This is a genomic window from Streptomyces sp. DvalAA-14, assembly GCF_900091855.1.
Classification (GTDB): Bacteria; Actinomycetota; Actinomycetes; order Streptomycetales; family Streptomycetaceae; genus Actinacidiphila.
On the sequence record NZ_FMCH01000432.1, the window covers coordinates 1 to 17,809 of the forward strand.

A 17,809-nucleotide genomic window follows, 5' to 3' on the forward strand; every position below is an offset into this window, starting at 1 on the left:
GCACGGCGGAGCCGGCGGCGTCGGCGCCTTCGCGGTCCAGGTCGCCGCCGCCCTCGGCGCTTCGGTGACGGCCACCGCGGCCGCGCGCGACGCCGACTTCGTCCGCGGCCTGGGCGCCGAGCGGGTCATCGACTACGCCGCCGAGCGCTTCGAGGAGCGGCTCGGCGGCGCGGACGGTGCGGACCTCGTCCTCGACACGGTCGGCGGGGACACCCAGACCCGCTCATGGCAGGTACTGGGGCCGGGCGGGGTGCTGGTGAGCGTGGTCGCGCCGCCCGCGGAGAGCGGCCCGGGCGGCGCCCGCGGCGTGTTCTTCGTGGTGGAACCCGACCGGGCCGGCCTGGAGGAGCTGTCGAAGCTGGTCGCGGCGGGCCGGCTGGACCCGCCGGTCGCCCAGGTCTTCCCGCTGGCCCGGACCGCCGACGCCTACCAGGAGCTGGGCCGCCCGCACCGGCGCGGGAAGGTCGTCCTCAAGGTGTCCTGACCGCGGCGCCCGCCGCCACCCGGAGAGCGGGCAAACCTGCCCCGGCCAGCGGGAATCCGGTGGCCGGGGTGGGGCGGTGGTCCGCCGGACCCGGCGGGGATGTCAGGATGGGACCCATGGACAACGTGTATTTCGACATCTCCATCGACGGTGCGCCCGCTGGGCGGATCGTCTTCCGCCTGTACGACGACGTGGTGCCCAAGACGGCCCAGAACTTCCGCGAGCTGGCCACCGGCCAGCACGGCTTCGGCTACGCCGGCTCGGCCTTCCACCGGGTCATCCCGGACTTCATGCTCCAGGGCGGCGACTTCACCAGCGGCGACGGCCGCGGCGGCAAGAGCATCTACGGCCCCAAGTTCGCCGACGAGAACTTCAAGCTCAAGCACGACCGCCCGTTCCTGCTGTCGATGGCGAACTCCGGCCCGAACTCCAACGGCTCGCAGTTCTTCGTCACCACCGTGGTGACCAACTGGCTGGACGGCAAGCACGTGGTGTTCGGCGAGGTCGTCGAGGGCTCCGAGCTGGTCAAGCAGATCGAGGGCAAGGGCACGCGCAGCGGCAACCCCACCGCCAAGGTCGTCATCACCGAGTCGGGCACCGTCGCGGCCTGACCTCCGCCCCGGGTCGATGATCCCGGAATGCCCCCGGCCGTTCTCCGTGCCGGGGGCTTCGTCATGGGCGGGCCGGCCGCGCCCGGGCGCGCGCGGGATTCGGCGCGGCGCCCCGGGGAAGGCGGGCGGCATGAACACCGCTGAACCCGTGGGCCGTTCACTACGGCGCCCCGCCCGGCCGACCGCGCTGGTGGTGGCGCTGCTGCTCGCCGTGGCCGTGATCGTCACCCTGGTCGTCACCGGTACCCACGGCGGCCACGTCGGGCCGCCGGGACCGGGCGGCGTCGGGCTCGGCGCCCCCGCCGGGCCGGGCGACGGCGACGGTGACGGCGACGCCGGGACCTTCACCGATGTCCGGGCCGGCGACGCCGACCTCGTCGTCCTCGACGGCGTCTCCGGCCGGATCCAGGTCACCGCCGACGCCGACGCGCACACCGTCACCGGCAGCTTCCACCGCGGGGACGGGGTGCCCGCGCGGATCCGTTCCGCCGTCACCGGGGCAACCGGCCGGCGGGTGCTGACCTTCGGCTGCCAGGACCCCGGCGGCGCCGTCACACCCTGCGCCGGCGACCTGGCCCTCACGGTGCCGGAGCACACCGGGCTGCGGCTGCGGCAGACCTCGGGGGAGACCGTACTGACCCGCCTCGGGGGCGACTTGACGGTCGCCACCGCCTCCGACCGGTTCACCGCGCAGGGCCTGCATCCCTCCCGGGCCGATGTGACGGTCACCTCGGGCAGCGCGGACCTGGGGTTCGCCGATCCGCCGGACGCGCTGACGGTACGGGCCACCTCGGCCGCGATGACGCTGCGGCTGCCTTCCGACGCGGCCGGCGGCTACGCGGTGACCACCGCGGCGACCTCCGCCGATGTCCAGGTCCAGGTGCCGCGCCGGGCGGACGCGGCGCACCACGTATCGCTCCAGGTGCTGTCCGGTTCGCTGGCCGTCCTGCCGGCCTGACGGGGGCCGGGCCGCCGGACACGCGCCGGTCCGCCCACCCGTGAACCCGGGGCCCGGGGCCCGGGGCCGGAAGCCTGAACCCGCGAGCCCGAACCCGGACACCGGGACCGGACCGGGAACGGCGGATTCCGGTCAGATTCGCCCCGGGCCCGGCTCCCCGCTTTCGCCGGTTCACGGGGCGGGCTAGCGTGACAAAAGGTTACGTGCCCAAGGCACCTAGTTTTTCGGGGCACCATCCGCGCGCCCCCACGCGTCCCTCCGGAAGGAGCGCCCCCATGGCCTTGACCGGACAACAGCCCGCCGTCATCCTCACCGCCCCCGCCCCCCGGGGCGGCTGCCCCTTCGATCCGCCGCCGGCCTACGAGCAGGCCCGCGAGAAGGACCCCGTCACCCGGGTGAGCCTGTGGGACGGTTCGTCCTGCTGGCTGCTCACCCGTCACCAGGACGTCCGGTCCGTCCTGCGCGACACCCGGTTCAGTGCCGAGGCCAGCCGCCCCGGCTTCCCGTTCCTCACCGCCGGCCGCAAGGCCCTCACCACCCACCACCCCAGCTTCATCCGGATGGACGACCCGGAACACGCCCAGCTGCGCCGCATGCTGACCGGCGACTTCATGGTCAAGCGGATCGAGGCGCTGCGTCCGCGGATCCAGCAACTCACCGACGGCCTGCTGGACCGGATGACCGAGGGGCGGCGCGAAGCCGACCTGGTGGCCGACTTCGCGCTGCCGCTGCCCTCCGTCGTCATCTGCCTGCTGCTCGGCGTGCCCTACGAGGACCACGCCTTCTTCCAGGACCGCAGCCGGACCCTGCTGCACCACGCCTCCAGCCCCGAGCAGATCGGGCAGGCACAGGACGACCTGCTCCGGTACCTCGCCCGGCTGGCCGACGCCAAGGCCGCGGCGCCCGACGACGGCATCCTCAGCAGGCTGGCCGGCCGCGGCGAACTGACCGCCGATCAGACCGCCGCCATGGCCCGGCTGCTGCTCGTCGCCGGCCACGAGACCACCGCGAACATGACGGCGCTGTCCGTCCTGGCCCTGCTGCGCAATCCGGACCAGCTGGCGCGCCCGCGCGACGCCGCCCGGGCCGGGGACTCCGCCGCCGTGCAGGGCGCGGTCGAGGAGCTGCTGCGCTATCTGACCATCGTGCAGGGCGGGGTCGCCCGGGTGGCCACCGAGGACGTCACCGTCGGCGGCACGCCGATCCGGGCCGGCGAAGGGGTGCTGTGCATGCTCAGCGCCGCCAACCGGGACGAGGACGCCTTCCCCGGCGGCGACGCGCTGGACGTCTCGCGCGACGCCCGCCGCCACGTCGCCTTCGGCTTCGGCGTCCACCAGTGCCTCGGCCAGCCGCTGGCCCGGGTCGAACTGCAGGTCGCGCTGTCCAGCGTGCTGCGCCGGCTGCCCGGCCTGCGGCTCGCCGTGCCCTTCGAGCAGATCCGGTTCCGCACCGACATGCTCGTCTACGGCGTGCACACGCTGCCCGTCGCCTGGTGACGGCGCCCCGACCTTCCCCCGACACCCCAGGAGGCACGATCACCATGCGGGTCCTCACCGATCAGGACAAGTGCTGCGGCTCCGGACAGTGCGTACTGGCCGCCCCCGACGTCTTCGACCAGCGGGAGGAGGACGGCATCGTCGTCCTCCTCGACCCCCGCCCGCCCGCCGGGACGCACGCCGACGTCCGCGACGCCGCCGCCTTCTGCCCGGCCGGGGCGATCACCGTCCAGGAGCCGTGAACCGCGCGCGGCCCGGGGGCGCGGATCCGGGACCGCGAGCAGTCACCGAGCGTCACGCGAGCCGTGCCAGAGCTGTGTCCGAGCGCGTAAGCCTGTTCGACGGCGGTGGGCCGAATCCGGGCACACCGCGGCACCGAGCGACGTAGGCTCGGCAGCGTGAGCAAAGGTGTTGGTGAGGGCCAGGAGTGCGCGCGCTGCGCCGAGTTGGCCGCCAGGTTCAAGGACCCGGACACCCCGAATCCGGGTGCCTTCCTCTACGGCTGGGCCACGCATCATCTCGACGACCACGGGACGGTGCCGGTGCCCCGCGAAGGCTGCGCGCAGTGCGCGAAGTACTCCCGCGGGGCCGGCGCCGTCCACGCCAAGGTCTGGCACCGCTGGGCGCGGACACACTTCATGTCCTGCGCCCTGGCGCCGGGCTGGAGCCCGCCGCCGAGCCCGTAGCCGCGCCCAGCCGCTCCCAGCACCCGGCTCAGCCGCGGGCGACGGGCTCCGGCCGCAGCAGGTCGATCAACTCCCGCGGCAGCCCGTGGGTGTCGTGCAGATAGTGATAGTCCTCCTCGTCCAGCGGCCCGGAAAAACGCGGCCGGGCCAGCAGCCGGCGGCCCCGGTCCAGCATCCCGGCGAACCGGCACTCCTCGTCGAGCAGCACCTCGCGGACCGCGGCCGGCGGACACTGCTGGCCGAAGTGGTCCAAGGTGCCGGCCACCAAGGACTCCGGCAGGTCGCCCAGGGTGCGGGCCGGATCGTCCCGCCACAGCGTGGTCAGCACCCGCCGTACCAGCCGACGCAGCACATAGCCCCGGCCGTTGCTGGCCGGCAGTACGCCGTCGCCGATCACCACCGCGGCCGAGCGCAGATGGTCGGCGACCAGCCGCGACTGCGGCCCGTCGAGCCGCCACAGCTCCGGCAGGGTCCGCATCCACGGCTCGAACAGATCGATGTCGAACACCGAGCGGCGGCCCTGAAGGACCATCACCAGCCGTTCCAGGCCCATCCCGGTGTCCACGCCGCGCTGCGGCAGCGGCCGGAGGCTGCCGTCCTCGGAGCGGTGGTAGCGCATCATCACGTGGTTCCACACCTCCACCCAGCGGTCGTCGCTGCCGGGGGTGCCGTGCGGCGGGACATCCCCGGTCCACACGAAGATCTCCGAGTCGGGGCCGCAGGGGCCGGTGGGGCCGTTGGACCACCAGTTGTCCTCGCGGGTGAACTCGACCGGTACGCCCAGCTCGTGCCATGCCGCCAGGGACTCGGTGTCCGGGCCGAGCTGATCGTCGCCGCCGAACACGGTGGCGTGCAGCCGTCCCGGCTCGATGCCGAAGCCGCCGACCAGCAGTTCGTGGCCCCAGCGCAGACTCTGCCGGGTGCCGTAGTCGCCCAGCGACCAGGAGCCCAGCATCTCGAAGACGGTCAGATGGGTGAGGTCGCCCACCTCCTCCAGGTCGGTGGTGCGCAGGCAGCGCTGGACGCCGACCAGCCGGCGGCCGAGCGGATGGGGGCGGCCCTCCAGGTAGGGCGTCAGCGGATGCATGCCGGAGGTGGTGAAGAGCACCGGGTCGCCCGGTGGGCGCACCAGCGAGGCGCCGGGCACGGGCCGGTGTCCCCGCTCGCGGAAGAAGCCGGTGAAGGTGTCGACGGCCTGCCGGGTGGTCGGCGGGGGGCCGGCCGGGCTCGGGGGCGTCGGGGGGTGGGGGTGCGGTTTCGAGGCGTTCACCACGGTGGACCTTTCGGATCAGGCACCGGAAAGGCCGTCGGCACACGCCGCCACGAAGCAAAGGGGGAAGGCGCCCGGCGAACCGTTTCCGGTCGCCGGTCTGTACGGGGGAAGGTCAGGCGGCGGCAACCGGCGAGCTGGTCGCTCGCGCGGTCGCGGGGGTGCGGCGGAAGACCTTCATGCCTTCAACGGTAACAGCGCGGCCGCCGCGCCGCCGCCGAATAACCGGCCGGTCCGGTCGCGCGGTCCCCGGCCGGATCGGCGCCGCGGGGCCGGTGCCGGTGTCAGGCAGCCCGCCCGGGTTCGATCACCGTGATGCCCGCCGGTGAGCCGCCGCTGAGCGCGGCCAGCGCGGCCGGGGCGGCATCGAGTCCGATCACCGCGCCCACCAGCAGATCCGGCCGCAGGGCGCCGGCGGCGACCTGGCGCATCAGCTCCGGGTAGGCGTGCGCGGCCATGCCGTGGCTGCCGAGCAGCTCCAGCTCCAGTGCGACCACCCGGTCCATCGGCACCGCGACGCCGCCGGCCGGCAGCAGCCCGACCTGCACATGGCGGCCGCGGGCCCGCAGCCCGGCCACCGAGGCGGCGCAGGTCACCGCGGAACCCAACGCGTCCAGCGACAGGTGCGCGCCGCCCCCGGTCGCCGCGCGGACCGCGCCGGCCGTGTCACCGCCCACCGCGGCCGGATCCACGCACACCGCCGCACCGAAGCGCCGCGCCAGCTCCAGCGCGCCCGGCGCCGTGTCGACCGCGACGACACGCGCCCCGCCGGCCACCGCCACCATCACCGCGGACAGTCCCACTCCGCCGCAGCCGTGCACGGCCACCCACTCGCCGGGCCGCACGCCGCCCTGGGCGACCACCGCCCGGTAGGCGGTGGCGAACCGGCAGCCCAGCGAGGCCGCGGTCACGTACGACATGTCGTCCGGGACGGCCACCAGATTGGTGTCGGCCCGGTGCAGCGCCACGTACTCGGCGAACGAACCCCAGTGGGTGAAGCCGGGCTGCTGCTGGCGTTCGCACACCTGCTGATCGCCGCGGGCGCAGGCCGCACACCGCCCGCACGCGCAGACGAACGGCACGGTGACCCTGGCGCCGACCCGCCAGTCGCGCACGGCGGCGTCCACTGCCACGATCTCACCGGCCAGCTCGTGCCCGGGCACGTGCGGCAGCGTGATGCCGTCGTCGTGCCCCATCCACCCGTGCCAGTCGCTCCGGCACAGCCCCGTCGCCGCCACCCGCACCACCACCCCACCCGGCGGCGCCCCCGGATCCCCCACCTCCCGCACCTCCGCCGCCTCCCCGAACCTCTCCACCACCACGGCCCGCACACCCACCACCGCCTTCCCTCGCCCCCACCACCAACCCTCAGCACCTTACGGCCCACCCCCCAGCGGCCGGTGACTCGTGCCCCGCCAGGCCGCGCCCAGCCACGCACGAACCGGTGGCCGGCGTTGGTGCCACGGTTTGCGGCGGTTGCTCGCCGGGCAGGTGGTGCCGGGCCCCGTAGGGGCGCGGGGAACTGCGCGACCAGCCACGCACGAACCGGCGGCCGGCGTCGGTGGGTGCGGGGTTGCGGCGGTTGGCCGCCGGGGTAGGTGGTGCCGGGCCCCGTAGGGGCGCGGGGAACTGCGCGATCAGCCACGCACGAACCGGTGGCCGGCGTCGGTGAGAACGCGTTGCGGTGGTGGCCGCCCGCCGGGAAGTGCGCGGCCGGCGTCGGTGAGAACGCGTTGCGGTGGTGGCCGCCCGCCGGGAAGTGCGCGGCCGGCCTCGTCGGGAACGCGTTGCGGTGGTGCCGCCCGCCGGGAAAGTGCGCGACCGGCCCCGCACGGACCGGCGGCCGGCCCCGCCGGGAACGCGTTGCGGCTGTGGCCGCCCGCCGCGGCCGATATGGGCGGATCATCCCGATACGCTCACTCCCGTGACAACGACCGAACGGCGCGGCCGCCACCGAGCGGCGAAGCGGTGGTGGGACCTCACCTTGCTGTCACCCCTGCTGCTGACCGCCCTCATCGGCGCCCTGGCGATGTCCACGCCCAAGGACTTCGCCGTCAGCCGGCTGCTGCCGGCCGCGCCCGCGCTCGCCGCGTCGATGTGGTCGGTCGCGGCGACCCTCGCACTGGGGCTGGGGACCATGGCCGTGGTGGTCGGCGTGCAGCTCGCCTACGGCGAGGACTCCATCGGCTACACCGCCGCCGCGCTCGCCGCGGTCACCGCCGCGGCGGCGTACGCCGCCCACGTGCGGCTGAAGCGCGAGGCCACCTTGCGACGGGTCCGGTCGGTCGCCGACGCCGCGCAGGAGGTGGTGCTGCGCCCGGTGCCGCGCCGGGTCGGGGCGGTCGGGATCGAGTCGCTGTATGTGGCGGCGGCCGAGGAGGCCAGGATCGGCGGGGACTTCTTCGAGGCGCTGGAGACCCCGTACGGCGTCCGGCTGGTCATCGGCGATGTCCGCGGCAAGGGCCTGTCCGCCGTGGGCGCCGCCAGCGCCCTCACCAACTGCTTTCGTGACGCCGCCTACGAGGAACCCGACCTCGTCTCGCTCGCCCGGCGCCTCGACACCAGCCTGGGCCGGCACAGCGCCTCCCGGCCCGCGCCGGACGAGGCGGAACGGTTCGCCACCGCCGTGTTCGCCCAGATCCCGGCCAACGGCGACCGCGCCGAACTGCTCAACCTCGGCCACCCGGCGCCCCTGCTGCTGCACGACGGGGAGATCCGGGAAGTCGAGCCCCGGCAGCCCTCGCCGCCGCTGAACATGGCCGTGCTGGTCGGCAGCGGCGATCCGGCCGGCACCGTCTACCACGTGGACACCGTCCTGCTGGCGCCCGGCGCGTCGCTGCTGCTCTACACCGACGGCGTGACCGAGACCCGCGACCGCGACGGCGCGTTCTTCCCGCTGCTGCGGTGGGCCCGCGACCAGGACCCGGCGACCTCCCGGAAACTGCTCGGGCTGCTGCACGAGCAGTTGCTGGATTTCAGCAGCGGAGAACTCGACGACGACATCGCCGCCCTGGTGGTACGCCGCGAGACCACCCCGGCCGCCGCGCCCGAGCCTCCGCACTGAGCGGCCCGCCCGCCGGACGGGGGTGCGGCCGGCCGGGCCGGCCGCCGTCGCCGGCCTCCGCCGCCCAGGCGCTCAGGCGCTCAGCCGCTCAGCCGACGGTCACCACCTTGTCGAACGCCACGTAGCCGCTGAAGTCCCGCCCGACCCGGCCGATCGCGGACGCGGGCGGCTCGGGGTAGGCCCAGGCCGCGTCCGGGTGCGAGCTCTCCCCGGTCTGCACGTTGTAGTACTGGGCCTCGCCCTTCCACGGGCAGGTGTAGGGGGTGTCGCTCCGGCTGAGCGCCTGGGAGGTCACCGACTCGGGCGGGAAATACCAGTTGCCCTCGATGGTGACCACATCGGCGTCGGACGCGTCCGCGATGACCGTTCCGTCAAGTACCGCTTGCATGAGCCGTTCCCTTCACTGGTCCGACGAGTCGGAAGGCTTCGGCGGTCCGGGCCCGATCGCCCGCTGTCCGCCCGCTCGACGCCTACCCGACCGGCGACCGCCGTACCGGCCGAGGCCGCAGCCGGTCATCCGTTCGGCGGATCCGCGGGCCGGGCCCGGACATGCATCCGCTCGCCCTGCGTGCCGAACAGGCTGAGGAACTCCACCGGATGCGGCCCGGGATTGCCGAAACCGTGCGGGGTGCGGGTGTCGAACTCCACCACCTCGCCGGGGGTCAGGATCAGATCGTGCTCGCCGAGGGCCAGCCGGAGCCGTCCGGACAGGATGTAGAGCCACTCGTAGCCCTCGTGGGTGGCCTGGGCCGGGCGCGCGCCGGGGTCCTTGGACGGCGGCATGATCTGCTTGTAGGCGTGCATCCCGCCCAGGTGGCGGGTCAGCGGTACGAACGTCTGCCCATGCCGGGTGAAGGGGCGCGGATGGATCCGCGGGTCGCCGGTGGGCGGCGCGCCGACCAGTTCGTCGAGCTGGACCCGGTACGCCCGGGCCAGCGGCAGCATCAGCTCCAGGGTGGGTTTGCGCAGCCCGGACTCCAGCCGGGACAAGGTGCTCAGCGAGACGCCGGTGGTCTCGCTCAGCTCGGCCAGGGTGATGCCGCGAGCCTGCCGCAGGGCGCGCAGCCGGGGACCGACCGCGGCCAGGACACCGGAGAGATCGTCGTCGTCCGCCACCTTCACTATTTGCCGACATGGCAACAGCACTTGTCAAGTCGGTGCCGCCGGTCCGATGCTGGCCAGCGAACCGCCACCGCCGTACGAGCCCGGACGGCACGCGTCAGCACCGGACCGCACCGGACAGCACCGGACAGCACCGGACAGCACCGCGGACCGGGACCCCCGGCACCGCACCGACCCCGACACCGAACCAAGGAGGCCGACGCATGGCCGAAACCGTCGCCGACCAGCGCTATTGGGACGACCGCTACCGCGAGAGCGAGCACGTCTGGAGCGGGCGGCCCAACGCCGCCCTGGTCCGCGAGGCCGCCGACCTGCCGCCGGGCCGCGCGCTCGACCTGGGCGCCGGGGAGGGCGGTGACGCGATCTGGCTGGCCGGGCGCGGCTGGCAGGTCACCGCGGCCGACATCTCCACCGTCGCCCTGGAGCGCGCCGCGGCACACGCGCGGACCGAGGGCGTCGCCGACCGGATCGACTTCCAGCGGCACACCCTGGGGGAGACCTTCCCGGCGGGCACCTTCGACCTGGTGAGCGCCTGCTACCTGCACTCGGAGGGCAACCTGCCGCGCGAGCAGATCCTGCGGACGGCCGCGGCCGCCGTCGCCCCCGGCGGCACCCTGCTGGTGGTCGGCCACGCCGGCTTCCCGCACTGGCAGGGCGACCACCACCCGCAGGTCGTCCTGCCCACGGCCCGCGAGGTGCTGGCCGCGCTCGAACTGCCGGACGACGCTTGGGAGGTGCAGCGCTGCGAGGAGCACGACACGCCGATGAACCGCCCGGACGGCGTGCCCGACACCCGCCCCGACTGCACCGTCAAGGCGCGCCGCCTGGACGCCTGAGCCGGCGGCGGGCCGTCCTCAGGGCGCGTCGAGCCCGCCGTCGGGCCGGCGAACCCCGGTCGACCACCGCTCGTGCAGGAACTTGGTGGGCGGGTACTTGGCCGCTTCCCGCTCGTCCAGGTCCACCCCCCAGCCGGGCTGCTCCGACGGCGCCAGATGCCCCTCGCGCACCACCGGCGTGCCGGGAAAGACCTCGTGCGTCGCGTCGTTGTAGGTGTGGGACTCCTGGTAGCCGAAGGCCGGGGTGGAGATGTCCACCGCGAGATTCGCCGCCACCCCCACCGGCGAGATGTCGCCGGGGGAGTGGAAGGCGGTGCGCACCCCGAGCAGTTCGCCGAGCGCCACCAGCTTGCGGGTCGGGGTCAGACCGCCGACCGCCGAGGTGTGCAGCCGCAGCAGGTCGATCCCGCCGTCCCGGATCAGCCGGACCGCGTCGGTGACCGACCCGATCTGCTCGCCCACCGCGATCGGCACCGGCGAGGCGGCCCGCACCTCCGGCAGCCGGTCGTAGAGCTCGGGCGGGATCACGTCCTCCAGGAAGGACAGCCGGTACGGTTCCAGCGCCCGCGCCAGCACCACCGCCTGTTTGGGCGTCAGCCGGCTGTGCACGTCGTGCATCAGGCTGACCTCGTCGCCCAGCCGCGCCCGGGCCGCCGCGAACAGCCGCGGGGTCGCCCGCAGGTACTGGGCGACGTCCCAGCCGTCCGGGTGCGGCGAGCGCGGATAGCCGCCGCGGGTGCCGGGGGCGCCGTACGTCCCGAGCCCGGGGCCGCCGACCTGGAGCCGGATGTGCCGGTACCCCTGCTCCAGCAGGGCTTCGGCCTGCTCCAGCGTCTCGTCCGCGCTGCCGCCGGCCGCGTGCGAGTACACCTCGACGGCGGCGCGGCTGCGGCCGCCCAGCAACTCGTACACCGGCATTCCGGCGCGCTTGCCGGCGATGTCCCACAGCGCCTGGTCCACTCCGGACAGCGCGTTGTTCAGCACCGGACCGCCCCGCCAGTACGACGAGTAGTGCACCGACCGGGTGATGTCCTCGATGTCCGCCGGGTGCCGGCCGATCACCAGCGGCCCCACGTGCTCGTCCACCGCGGCCACCACCGCCGCGTAGCGCTGGGTGAAGGTGGCGCACCCCAGTCCGTACAGGCCGGGCTCCGAGGTGTCGACCCGGACCACCACCAGAGGTGTGCCCTCCGGCGCGGTGACGATCGCCCGCACCGCGGTCACCCGCAGCCCGTCGCGCGGCGGCCAGGGCGGCATGGCCTGGGGCAGCGAGCCCGAGGCGTCCAGCAGCCGATCGGGGTCGGATCCGGTCATCGCACACTCCGGTTCGCGTCGGTGGACGGGCTCGGCGAACGGCCCGGCGACCGCCCGATGATCGTCGGCCCGGCCAGTCAACCACAACAGGTCGGTGCTATGGGCATGTTAAATTTCCGGCACCCACACCGGGCAGCGCGCGCTGCGCCGCCGTCCGCCCGGCCGCGCCGAAAGGAAGTCCAGCGTGAAGGTCCTGGTCACCGGTGCGGGCGGGGCGCTCGGCCGCGAAGTGGTCGCCCACCTGCGCGAAGCCGGCTGGAGCGTACGGGCCTTCGACCGCACCCCGGTCGATCCGCGGGCCGCCGACGAGGTCGTCACCGGTGAACTCCTGGACGCGCCGCTGCTGGAGCGCGCAGTCGACGCGATGGACGCGGTGGTGCACACCGCCGCCATCCCGTCGCCGAACTCCGCCCCGCACGACGAGGTGTTCGGCAACAACGTGCAGGCCGCCTACCGCGTGCTGGACGCCGCCGGGCGGCACGGCGCCGGCCGGGCGGTGAGCATCTCCAGCCTGTCCGCCCTCGGCATCGCCTTCTCCGCACACGGCGTCTCCCCGCACAGCGTGCCGATCACCGAGGACCACCCCTTCATCGGCGACGACGTATACGGTCTGTCGAAATACCTGGGCGAGATCACCGCCGGGGCGGCCGCCCGCCGCTGGGGCACCGCCGTCGTCAGCCTGCGCTTCCCCTTCCTGGGCACCGGCGACCGGCTGCGGCAGCACCTGGCCCGCGTCCACCACGACCCGGCCTTCGACCGCGGCGGGCTGTGGGGCTGGCTCGACACCCGCGACGCCGCCCGCGCGATCGGCGCCGCGCTGACCGCGCCGCTCACCGGCCACACCGTGGTCAATGTGGCCGCCCCCGACACCAGCGCCCTCGAACCGACCGCGGAACTGCTGCGCCGCTACCACCCGGAAACCCGCCTCGACGCGCCGCTGGAAGGCTTCGCGGTCCCTTTCTCCACCCGCCGCGGCCGCGAACTGCTCGGCTTCACCCCGCTGTACACCTGGCGCGGCCGGCAGCCGGCCTGACCGCCGCCCCGGCCGGATCTTTCGTCCGGGCTCTCTTGAATCGACGGCCCGCGGGCCCGAGACTGTCTCGGACAGCGACTGCGTGACAGCATTCGCGCTTCGGGCCCGGCATTCCGGTAGTCCACCGCAACGAGGCGGCGACCACAGGCGGTTGGTCACCGCTCGGTACCGGATGCGGTCAACGACCCCACGTGCACGTCCACGCCGGCGGGGCAGAGAAGATCTCGAGCGTCCCCACGCCGGCGGTCCCGGCGTGAGGAATTGACATCGAGAGGAGACGGCGTGGCCGTCGCGGTCGGAGTCGAAGAGGAATTCCATGTGGTGGACCTGGAGTCGGGCACCTTGGTGCCACAGGCCCGGGCAGTGCTGGACCGGCTGCCCGAGCGCGGCTTCACCACCGAACTGCAGCAGTCCATCGTCGAGGCCAACAGCAGACCGCACCGCTCGCTGCACGAACTGCTCAAGGACATCAAGGGCTCGCGCCGCGCCCTGGCCGCCGCGGCCGAACCGCTGGGCCTGGGCGTCATCGCGGCCGGCACCGCGCCGGTGGCCCGGCTGGGCACCATCGACGCCACCGCGGACCCCCGCTACCGGCGGATGACCGAGAACTACCGGGTCGTCGCGCAGGAGCAGCTCATCTGCGGCCTCCAGGTCCATGTGGACATCCCGGACCGCGACACCGGCATCATGGCCATGAGCCTGCTGTCGCCCTGGCTGCCCGCGCTGCTCGCGCTGTCCGCCAGCTCACCGTTCTGGCTCGGCTCCGACACCGGCTACGCCAGCTGGCGCACCCTGCTCTGGCAGCGCTGGCCCACCACCGGCCCGGCCGGGCACTTCCGCTCCGCCGAGCACTACGACGCGGTGATCTCCGGGCTGGTCGCCTCCGGCGTCATCAGCGACGCCGGCATGGTCTATTACGATGTCCGGCCCTCCGCGCACCTGCAGACCCTCGAACTGCGGATCTGCGACGCCTGCCCGCGCGCCGAGACCGCCGTGATGATCGCCGGCCTGTTCCGGGCCCTGGTGGTGGACGCCTGCGAGGCGGTCGCGGCCGGCCGGCGCGGCGACGACGAACGGCTGGAGTGGCTGCGCGCCGCCACCTGGCGGGCGGCCAGATCCGGGCTGGAGGGCGACCTGGTGCACCCGGCCGACGGCCGGCCCCGCCCCGCGCCCCGGGTCGTACGGTCCCTGGTGACCCGGCTGCGGCCCGCCCTGGAGCGCAGCGGGGACTGGACCGACGTGGTCGAACTGACCGAGGAGGCCCTGGGCCTGGGCAGCGCCGCCCACCGGGTGCGGCGGACCGCCGAGACCGAGGGGCTGCCCGCCGCGGTCGCCCAGCTCGTCGCCCAGACCCGCGACGCGCGCGGCCTCGACCACCCCCCGCACCACCTCGGCCTGCTGCGCGGCTACCGCGCCGACCACGACGAGATGGTCGACCTGGCCGGCGAGGTCCGCCCGCTGTACCGCCCGGTGCTCACCGAACTCGACCTGGCCGGCGTCGAGGGCCTCCAGCACGCGGTGCGCACCCGGCACAAGCAGCAGCGGGCCGAAGGCGTGGTCTTCCGCACCGACGGCGAGGACACCCCCCGGCTGTTCCCCTTCGACGTGGTGCCGCGGCTGGTGGCGGCCGAGGACTGGGCGCTGCTCGAACGCGGCCTGAGCCAGCGGGTCCGCGCCCTGGAGGCCTTCCTGCACGACGCCTACGGCGAGCAGACCTCGCTGCGCGACCAGGTGGTCCCCGACCGCTTCCTGCCCCACCCGCAGGCGGCCAGGGAAGGCGCCCTGCTCTCGCGCCCCGGGCTGATACGGGTCAGCGTGGCCGGTATCGACCTGGTACGCGACGCCAGCGGCTGGCTGGTGCTGGAGGACAATCTGCGGGTGCCGTCCGGCATCGCCTACGCCCTGGCCGCGCGGCGGCTGGCCCCGGTCCCGCCGTGGCCGCGGGTGGCGGGCGTCGAGGACGTCGCCGCGACCCTGGCCCGCACGCTGCGCGCCGCCGCGCCGGGAGCCGACCCCCGGGTGATGGTGCTCAGCGACGGCCCGGACAACTCCGCCTGGTACGAACACCGCACGCTTGCCCAGGAGATGGGCTTCGCCCTGCACACCACGGAGGATCTCCGGCTGCGCGACGGGCGGCTGCACGCGGTCCGGCCCTCCCGCGCCGGCGCCGAGGGCGCGCCCACCGACGACCGGCCCTTCGACGTCGTCTACCGCCGGATCGACGAGGACGACCTGGCCAAGGCGGCCGGCGCCGACGGCCGGCCGCTGTGGCCCGGCCTGACCGCCGCCGCCCGCGCCGGGACGGTGGCCTTCGCCAACGCCTGGGGCAACGGCGTCGCCGACGACAAGGCCCTGTACGCGCTGGTGCCCCGGCTGATCCGCTACTACCTCGGCGAGGAGCCGCTGCTCGCGCAGGTGCCCACCTTGCTGCCCGGCGAGCCCGGCGTCCTGGACGAGGTGCTGGACCGGCTGCCGGAACTCGTCGTCAAGCCGGTCGACGGCCAGGGCGGCGCCGGCGTGGTGATCGGCCCGCACGCCTCCCCCGAGGAACTCGCCCGGCTCAGAGCCGAGTTGCTGGTCTCGCCGCAGAACTGGGTCGCGCAGGACGTCATCCAGCTGACCAGCCACCCCACCTTCGACGGGGAGCGGCTGGAGCCGCGCGTGGTGGACCTGCGGGTGTTCGTCTGCAGCGAGCGGGAAGGAGACGGACTCGGCGCCGTCGGGCTGAAACCCACGGTGCTGCCCTCGGCGATGACCCGCGTCGCGGCCGGCGGCAGCCTCATCGTCAACTCCTCACGGGGCGGCGGCGCCAAGGACACCTGGATCCTGCGCGGCGGCTCATGACGGGCCGCCCCCACCGGAGGTGGACATGTGCGGCCTGACCGGCGAGCTCAGATTCGACGGCACCACCCCTGACCTGGCCGCCGTCGAGCGGATGACCGACCGGCTGGCGGCCCGCGGCCCGGACGGCCGCGGCCTGTGGTCGCAGGGCGCGGTCGCCCTCGGCCACCGCCGGCTGAAGATCATCGACCTGTCCGAGCGCGGCGCCCAGCCGATGACCGACCCGGAGGGCGGCCTCACCGTCGTCTTCAACGGCTGCCTGTACAACCACCGCGAACTGCGCGCCGAACTCGAAGCGGCCGGGCACCGCTTCCACTCCACCTCCGACACCGAGGTGCTGCTGCACGCCTACCGCCGGTGGGGCACCGACTGCGTCGACCACTTCGCCGGCATGTTCGCCTTCGCCATCGCCGAACACGCCTCCGGCCGCGTGGTGCTGGGCCGCGACCGGCTCGGCATCAAGCCGCTCTACACCGCGCGCCGCCCGGGCCGGCTCCGCTTCGCGTCCTCGCTGCCCGCGCTGCTGGCCGGCGGCGACGTCGACACCTCCCTCGACCCCGTCGCGCTCCACCACTACCTCAGCTTCCACTCGGTGGTGCCCGCGCCCGGGACCATCCTGGCCGGGGTCCGGAAACTGCCCCCCGCCACCGTCCGCGTCATCGAGCCCGACGGCGCCGAACACGACCACCGCTACTGGCACCCCGGCTACACCCGGCAGGACGCCTACGCCGGCATGGACGCCCGCGACTGGCGCGACGCGGTGCTGGACGCGCTGCGCACCGCCGTGCGCCGCCGCACGGTGGCCGACGTCCCGGTGGGTGTCCTGCTGTCCGGCGGGCTCGACTCCAGCCTCGTGGTGGCGCTGCTCGCCGAGTCCGGCGCCGAGCAGCTGGCCACCTTCAGCATCGGCTTCGACAGCGAAGGCGGCGAGGCGGGCGACGAGTTCCACTGGTCCGACCTGGTGGCCCGCCGCTACGCCACCGACCACCACCGCATCGTCGTCCCCTCCGGCCGCCTCCCCGACGCGCTGGACGAGGCGGTCGCCGCGATGAGCGAGCCGATGGTCAGCCACGACGTGGTCGCCTTCCACCTGCTCAGCCGGGAGGTGGCCCGGCATGTGAAGGTCGTGCAGAGCGGCCAGGGCGCCGACGAGGTGTTCGCCGGCTACGACTGGTACCCGCCGATGGCCGGCATCGCGCGCGCCGACGCCGCCGCCACCTACCGCAAGGTCTTCGTGGACCGCCCGCACGCCGAACTGGCCCGGATGCTCGCCCCCGGGGTACTCACCGCCGACGACGTCTCCGGCGACTTCGTCCGCGAGCACCTCGGCCGTCCCGGCGCCGACACCGCACTGGACGCGGTGCTCCGGCTGGACAGCGAGATCATGCTCGTCGACGACCCCGTCAAGCGGGTGGACAACATGACCATGGCCTGGGGCCTGGAGGCCCGGGTGCCCTTCCTCGACCACGAGCTGGTGGAACTCGCCGCCGCCTGCCCGCCGGAGCTGAAACTCGCCGGCGGCGGCAAGGGCGTCCTCAAGGCGGCCGGCCGTACGCTGCTGCCGGTGGAGATCACCGACCGCCCCAAGGGCTACTTCCCGGTGCCGGCCGTCCGGCACATGGCCGGTCCGGTACTGGAGCGCGTCCAGGACGCCCTCGCGGCGCCCGCCGCCCGACCCGGGGGATCTTCCGCGACGACTATCTCCGCGAGCTGCTGGCGGCGCCCGAGAAGCACCGTACGACGCTGGGCGCCAACGCCCTGTGGCAGGCGGCCCTGCTGGAGATCTGGCTGCAGACCCACGGAGTCGCATGAGCACCACCTCCTCCTCGTACTCCTCCTCGTACGCCTGCCGGCAGGCGGCGGCCGACCCCACCGGACCGTCGGCGGCCTTCGTCTGCGACCGGAACGGCACCCCCCAGCTCTGGCTGGCCGCCCCCGGCGAGGCCGGGGCGCGGCTGCTCGACCCCGCCCCCGATCCGGTGGCGGCGGTGAGCTGGTCGCCGGACGGACGCTGGATCGCGTACACCGCCGCGCCCGGCGGCGGCGAGCACACGGTGGTGCGCTGCGTCCGCCCGGACGGCTCCGGCCGCCGCG

15 protein-coding genes and 2 pseudogenes are annotated in these 17,809 nt (G+C 74.5%); 12 read left to right on the top strand and 5 right to left on the bottom strand.

Going from position 1 to position 17,809, the window contains the following annotated elements:
* From GA0115240_RS23285 to GA0115240_RS23310, 6 genes are all read left to right on the top strand, one after another.
* Window positions 1-484, top strand: a 484-nt coding sequence (locus GA0115240_RS23285) for a zinc-binding dehydrogenase (RefSeq protein WP_141708936.1), incomplete at its 5' end; no start/stop codon positions are given.
* Between the two features lie 116 nt (window positions 485-600).
* Complete coding sequence (locus GA0115240_RS23290; RefSeq protein WP_093739292.1) at window positions 601-1,095, top strand: peptidylprolyl isomerase; 495 nt, start codon at window positions 601-603, stop codon at window positions 1,093-1,095.
* Between the two features lie 130 nt (window positions 1,096-1,225).
* Window positions 1,226-2,053, top strand: a complete 828-nt coding sequence (locus tag GA0115240_RS23295; RefSeq protein ID WP_093739294.1) for a hypothetical protein — start codon at window positions 1,226-1,228, stop codon at window positions 2,051-2,053.
* A gap of 275 nt (window positions 2,054-2,328) precedes the next feature.
* Window positions 2,329-3,549 carry a cytochrome P450 gene (locus tag GA0115240_RS23300; protein WP_093739296.1) on the top strand — a complete coding sequence of 407 codons (1,221 nt, stop codon included), beginning with the start codon at window positions 2,329-2,331 and terminating at the stop codon, window positions 3,547-3,549.
* Between the two features lie 44 nt (window positions 3,550-3,593).
* Window positions 3,594-3,791 (top strand): ferredoxin, encoded by a 198-nt coding sequence (locus tag GA0115240_RS23305; protein ID WP_093739298.1) that lies wholly within the window; start codon window positions 3,594-3,596, stop codon window positions 3,789-3,791.
* A gap of 156 nt (window positions 3,792-3,947) precedes the next feature.
* The gene (locus GA0115240_RS23310; protein WP_141708937.1) at window positions 3,948-4,235 is read left to right on the top strand and encodes a hypothetical protein; all 288 of its coding nucleotides are present in this window, start codon (window positions 3,948-3,950) and stop codon (window positions 4,233-4,235) included.
* 28 nt (window positions 4,236-4,263) lie between these two features.
* On the opposite strand, the gene GA0115240_RS23315 is transcribed toward GA0115240_RS23310, so the two are convergent.
* Both GA0115240_RS23315 and GA0115240_RS23320 read right to left on the bottom strand, forming a co-directional pair.
* Window positions 4,264-5,505: an alanine--tRNA ligase-related protein gene (locus GA0115240_RS23315; RefSeq protein WP_093739314.1), complete on the bottom strand. Its 1,242-nt coding sequence runs from the start codon at window positions 5,503-5,505 to the stop codon at window positions 4,264-4,266.
* Window positions 5,506-5,789: 284 nt separating this feature from the next.
* Window positions 5,790-6,836, bottom strand: a complete 1,047-nt coding sequence (locus GA0115240_RS23320) for an alcohol dehydrogenase catalytic domain-containing protein (protein ID WP_093739316.1) — start codon at window positions 6,834-6,836, stop codon at window positions 5,790-5,792.
* 593 nt (window positions 6,837-7,429) lie between these two features.
* On the opposite strand from GA0115240_RS23320, the gene GA0115240_RS23325 reads away from it, so the two are divergent.
* A complete protein-coding gene (locus tag GA0115240_RS23325) occupies window positions 7,430-8,569 on the top strand; it encodes a PP2C family protein-serine/threonine phosphatase (RefSeq protein ID WP_256069944.1) in 1,140 nt (379 codons plus the stop codon).
* 88 nt (window positions 8,570-8,657) lie between these two features.
* Here the strand turns inward: GA0115240_RS23325 and GA0115240_RS23330 are convergent, their stop codons facing one another.
* Both GA0115240_RS23330 and GA0115240_RS23335 read right to left on the bottom strand, forming a co-directional pair.
* On the bottom strand, window positions 8,658-8,957 hold the full coding sequence (locus GA0115240_RS23330; protein WP_093739302.1) for a DUF427 domain-containing protein: 300 nt from the start codon (window positions 8,955-8,957) through the stop codon (window positions 8,658-8,660).
* A 125-nt stretch (window positions 8,958-9,082) separates the two neighbouring features.
* On the bottom strand, window positions 9,083-9,691 hold the full coding sequence (locus GA0115240_RS23335; RefSeq protein WP_093739304.1) for a helix-turn-helix transcriptional regulator: 609 nt from the start codon (window positions 9,689-9,691) through the stop codon (window positions 9,083-9,085).
* 203 nt (window positions 9,692-9,894) lie between these two features.
* On the opposite strand from GA0115240_RS23335, the gene GA0115240_RS23340 reads away from it, so the two are divergent.
* Window positions 9,895-10,527, top strand: a complete 633-nt coding sequence (locus GA0115240_RS23340) for an SAM-dependent methyltransferase (RefSeq protein ID WP_093739306.1) — start codon at window positions 9,895-9,897, stop codon at window positions 10,525-10,527.
* Between the two features lie 18 nt (window positions 10,528-10,545).
* Here the strand turns inward: GA0115240_RS23340 and GA0115240_RS23345 are convergent, their stop codons facing one another.
* Entirely contained in the window at window positions 10,546-11,841 is a 1,296-nt protein-coding gene (locus GA0115240_RS23345; RefSeq protein WP_093739308.1) for an enolase C-terminal domain-like protein, read from the bottom strand.
* Between the two features lie 184 nt (window positions 11,842-12,025).
* Between GA0115240_RS23345 and GA0115240_RS23350 the strand changes: the two genes are divergently transcribed.
* The 4 genes and pseudogenes from GA0115240_RS23350 to GA0115240_RS23365 all read left to right on the top strand — a co-directional run.
* Window positions 12,026-12,874 carry an NAD-dependent epimerase/dehydratase family protein gene (locus GA0115240_RS23350; protein WP_093739310.1) on the top strand — a complete coding sequence of 283 codons (849 nt, stop codon included), beginning with the start codon at window positions 12,026-12,028 and terminating at the stop codon, window positions 12,872-12,874.
* A 282-nt stretch (window positions 12,875-13,156) separates the two neighbouring features.
* Window positions 13,157-15,718 (top strand): glutamate--cysteine ligase, encoded by a 2,562-nt coding sequence (locus GA0115240_RS39380; RefSeq protein WP_093739312.1) that lies wholly within the window; start codon window positions 13,157-13,159, stop codon window positions 15,716-15,718.
* A 25-nt stretch (window positions 15,719-15,743) separates the two neighbouring features.
* Window positions 15,744-17,527 (top strand): annotated as a pseudogene (locus GA0115240_RS23360) (N-acetylglutaminylglutamine amidotransferase).
* Window positions 17,524-17,809 (top strand): annotated as a pseudogene (locus tag GA0115240_RS23365) (PD40 domain-containing protein); the annotation flags it as partial. The pseudogenes GA0115240_RS23360 and GA0115240_RS23365, both read left to right, overlap by 4 nt.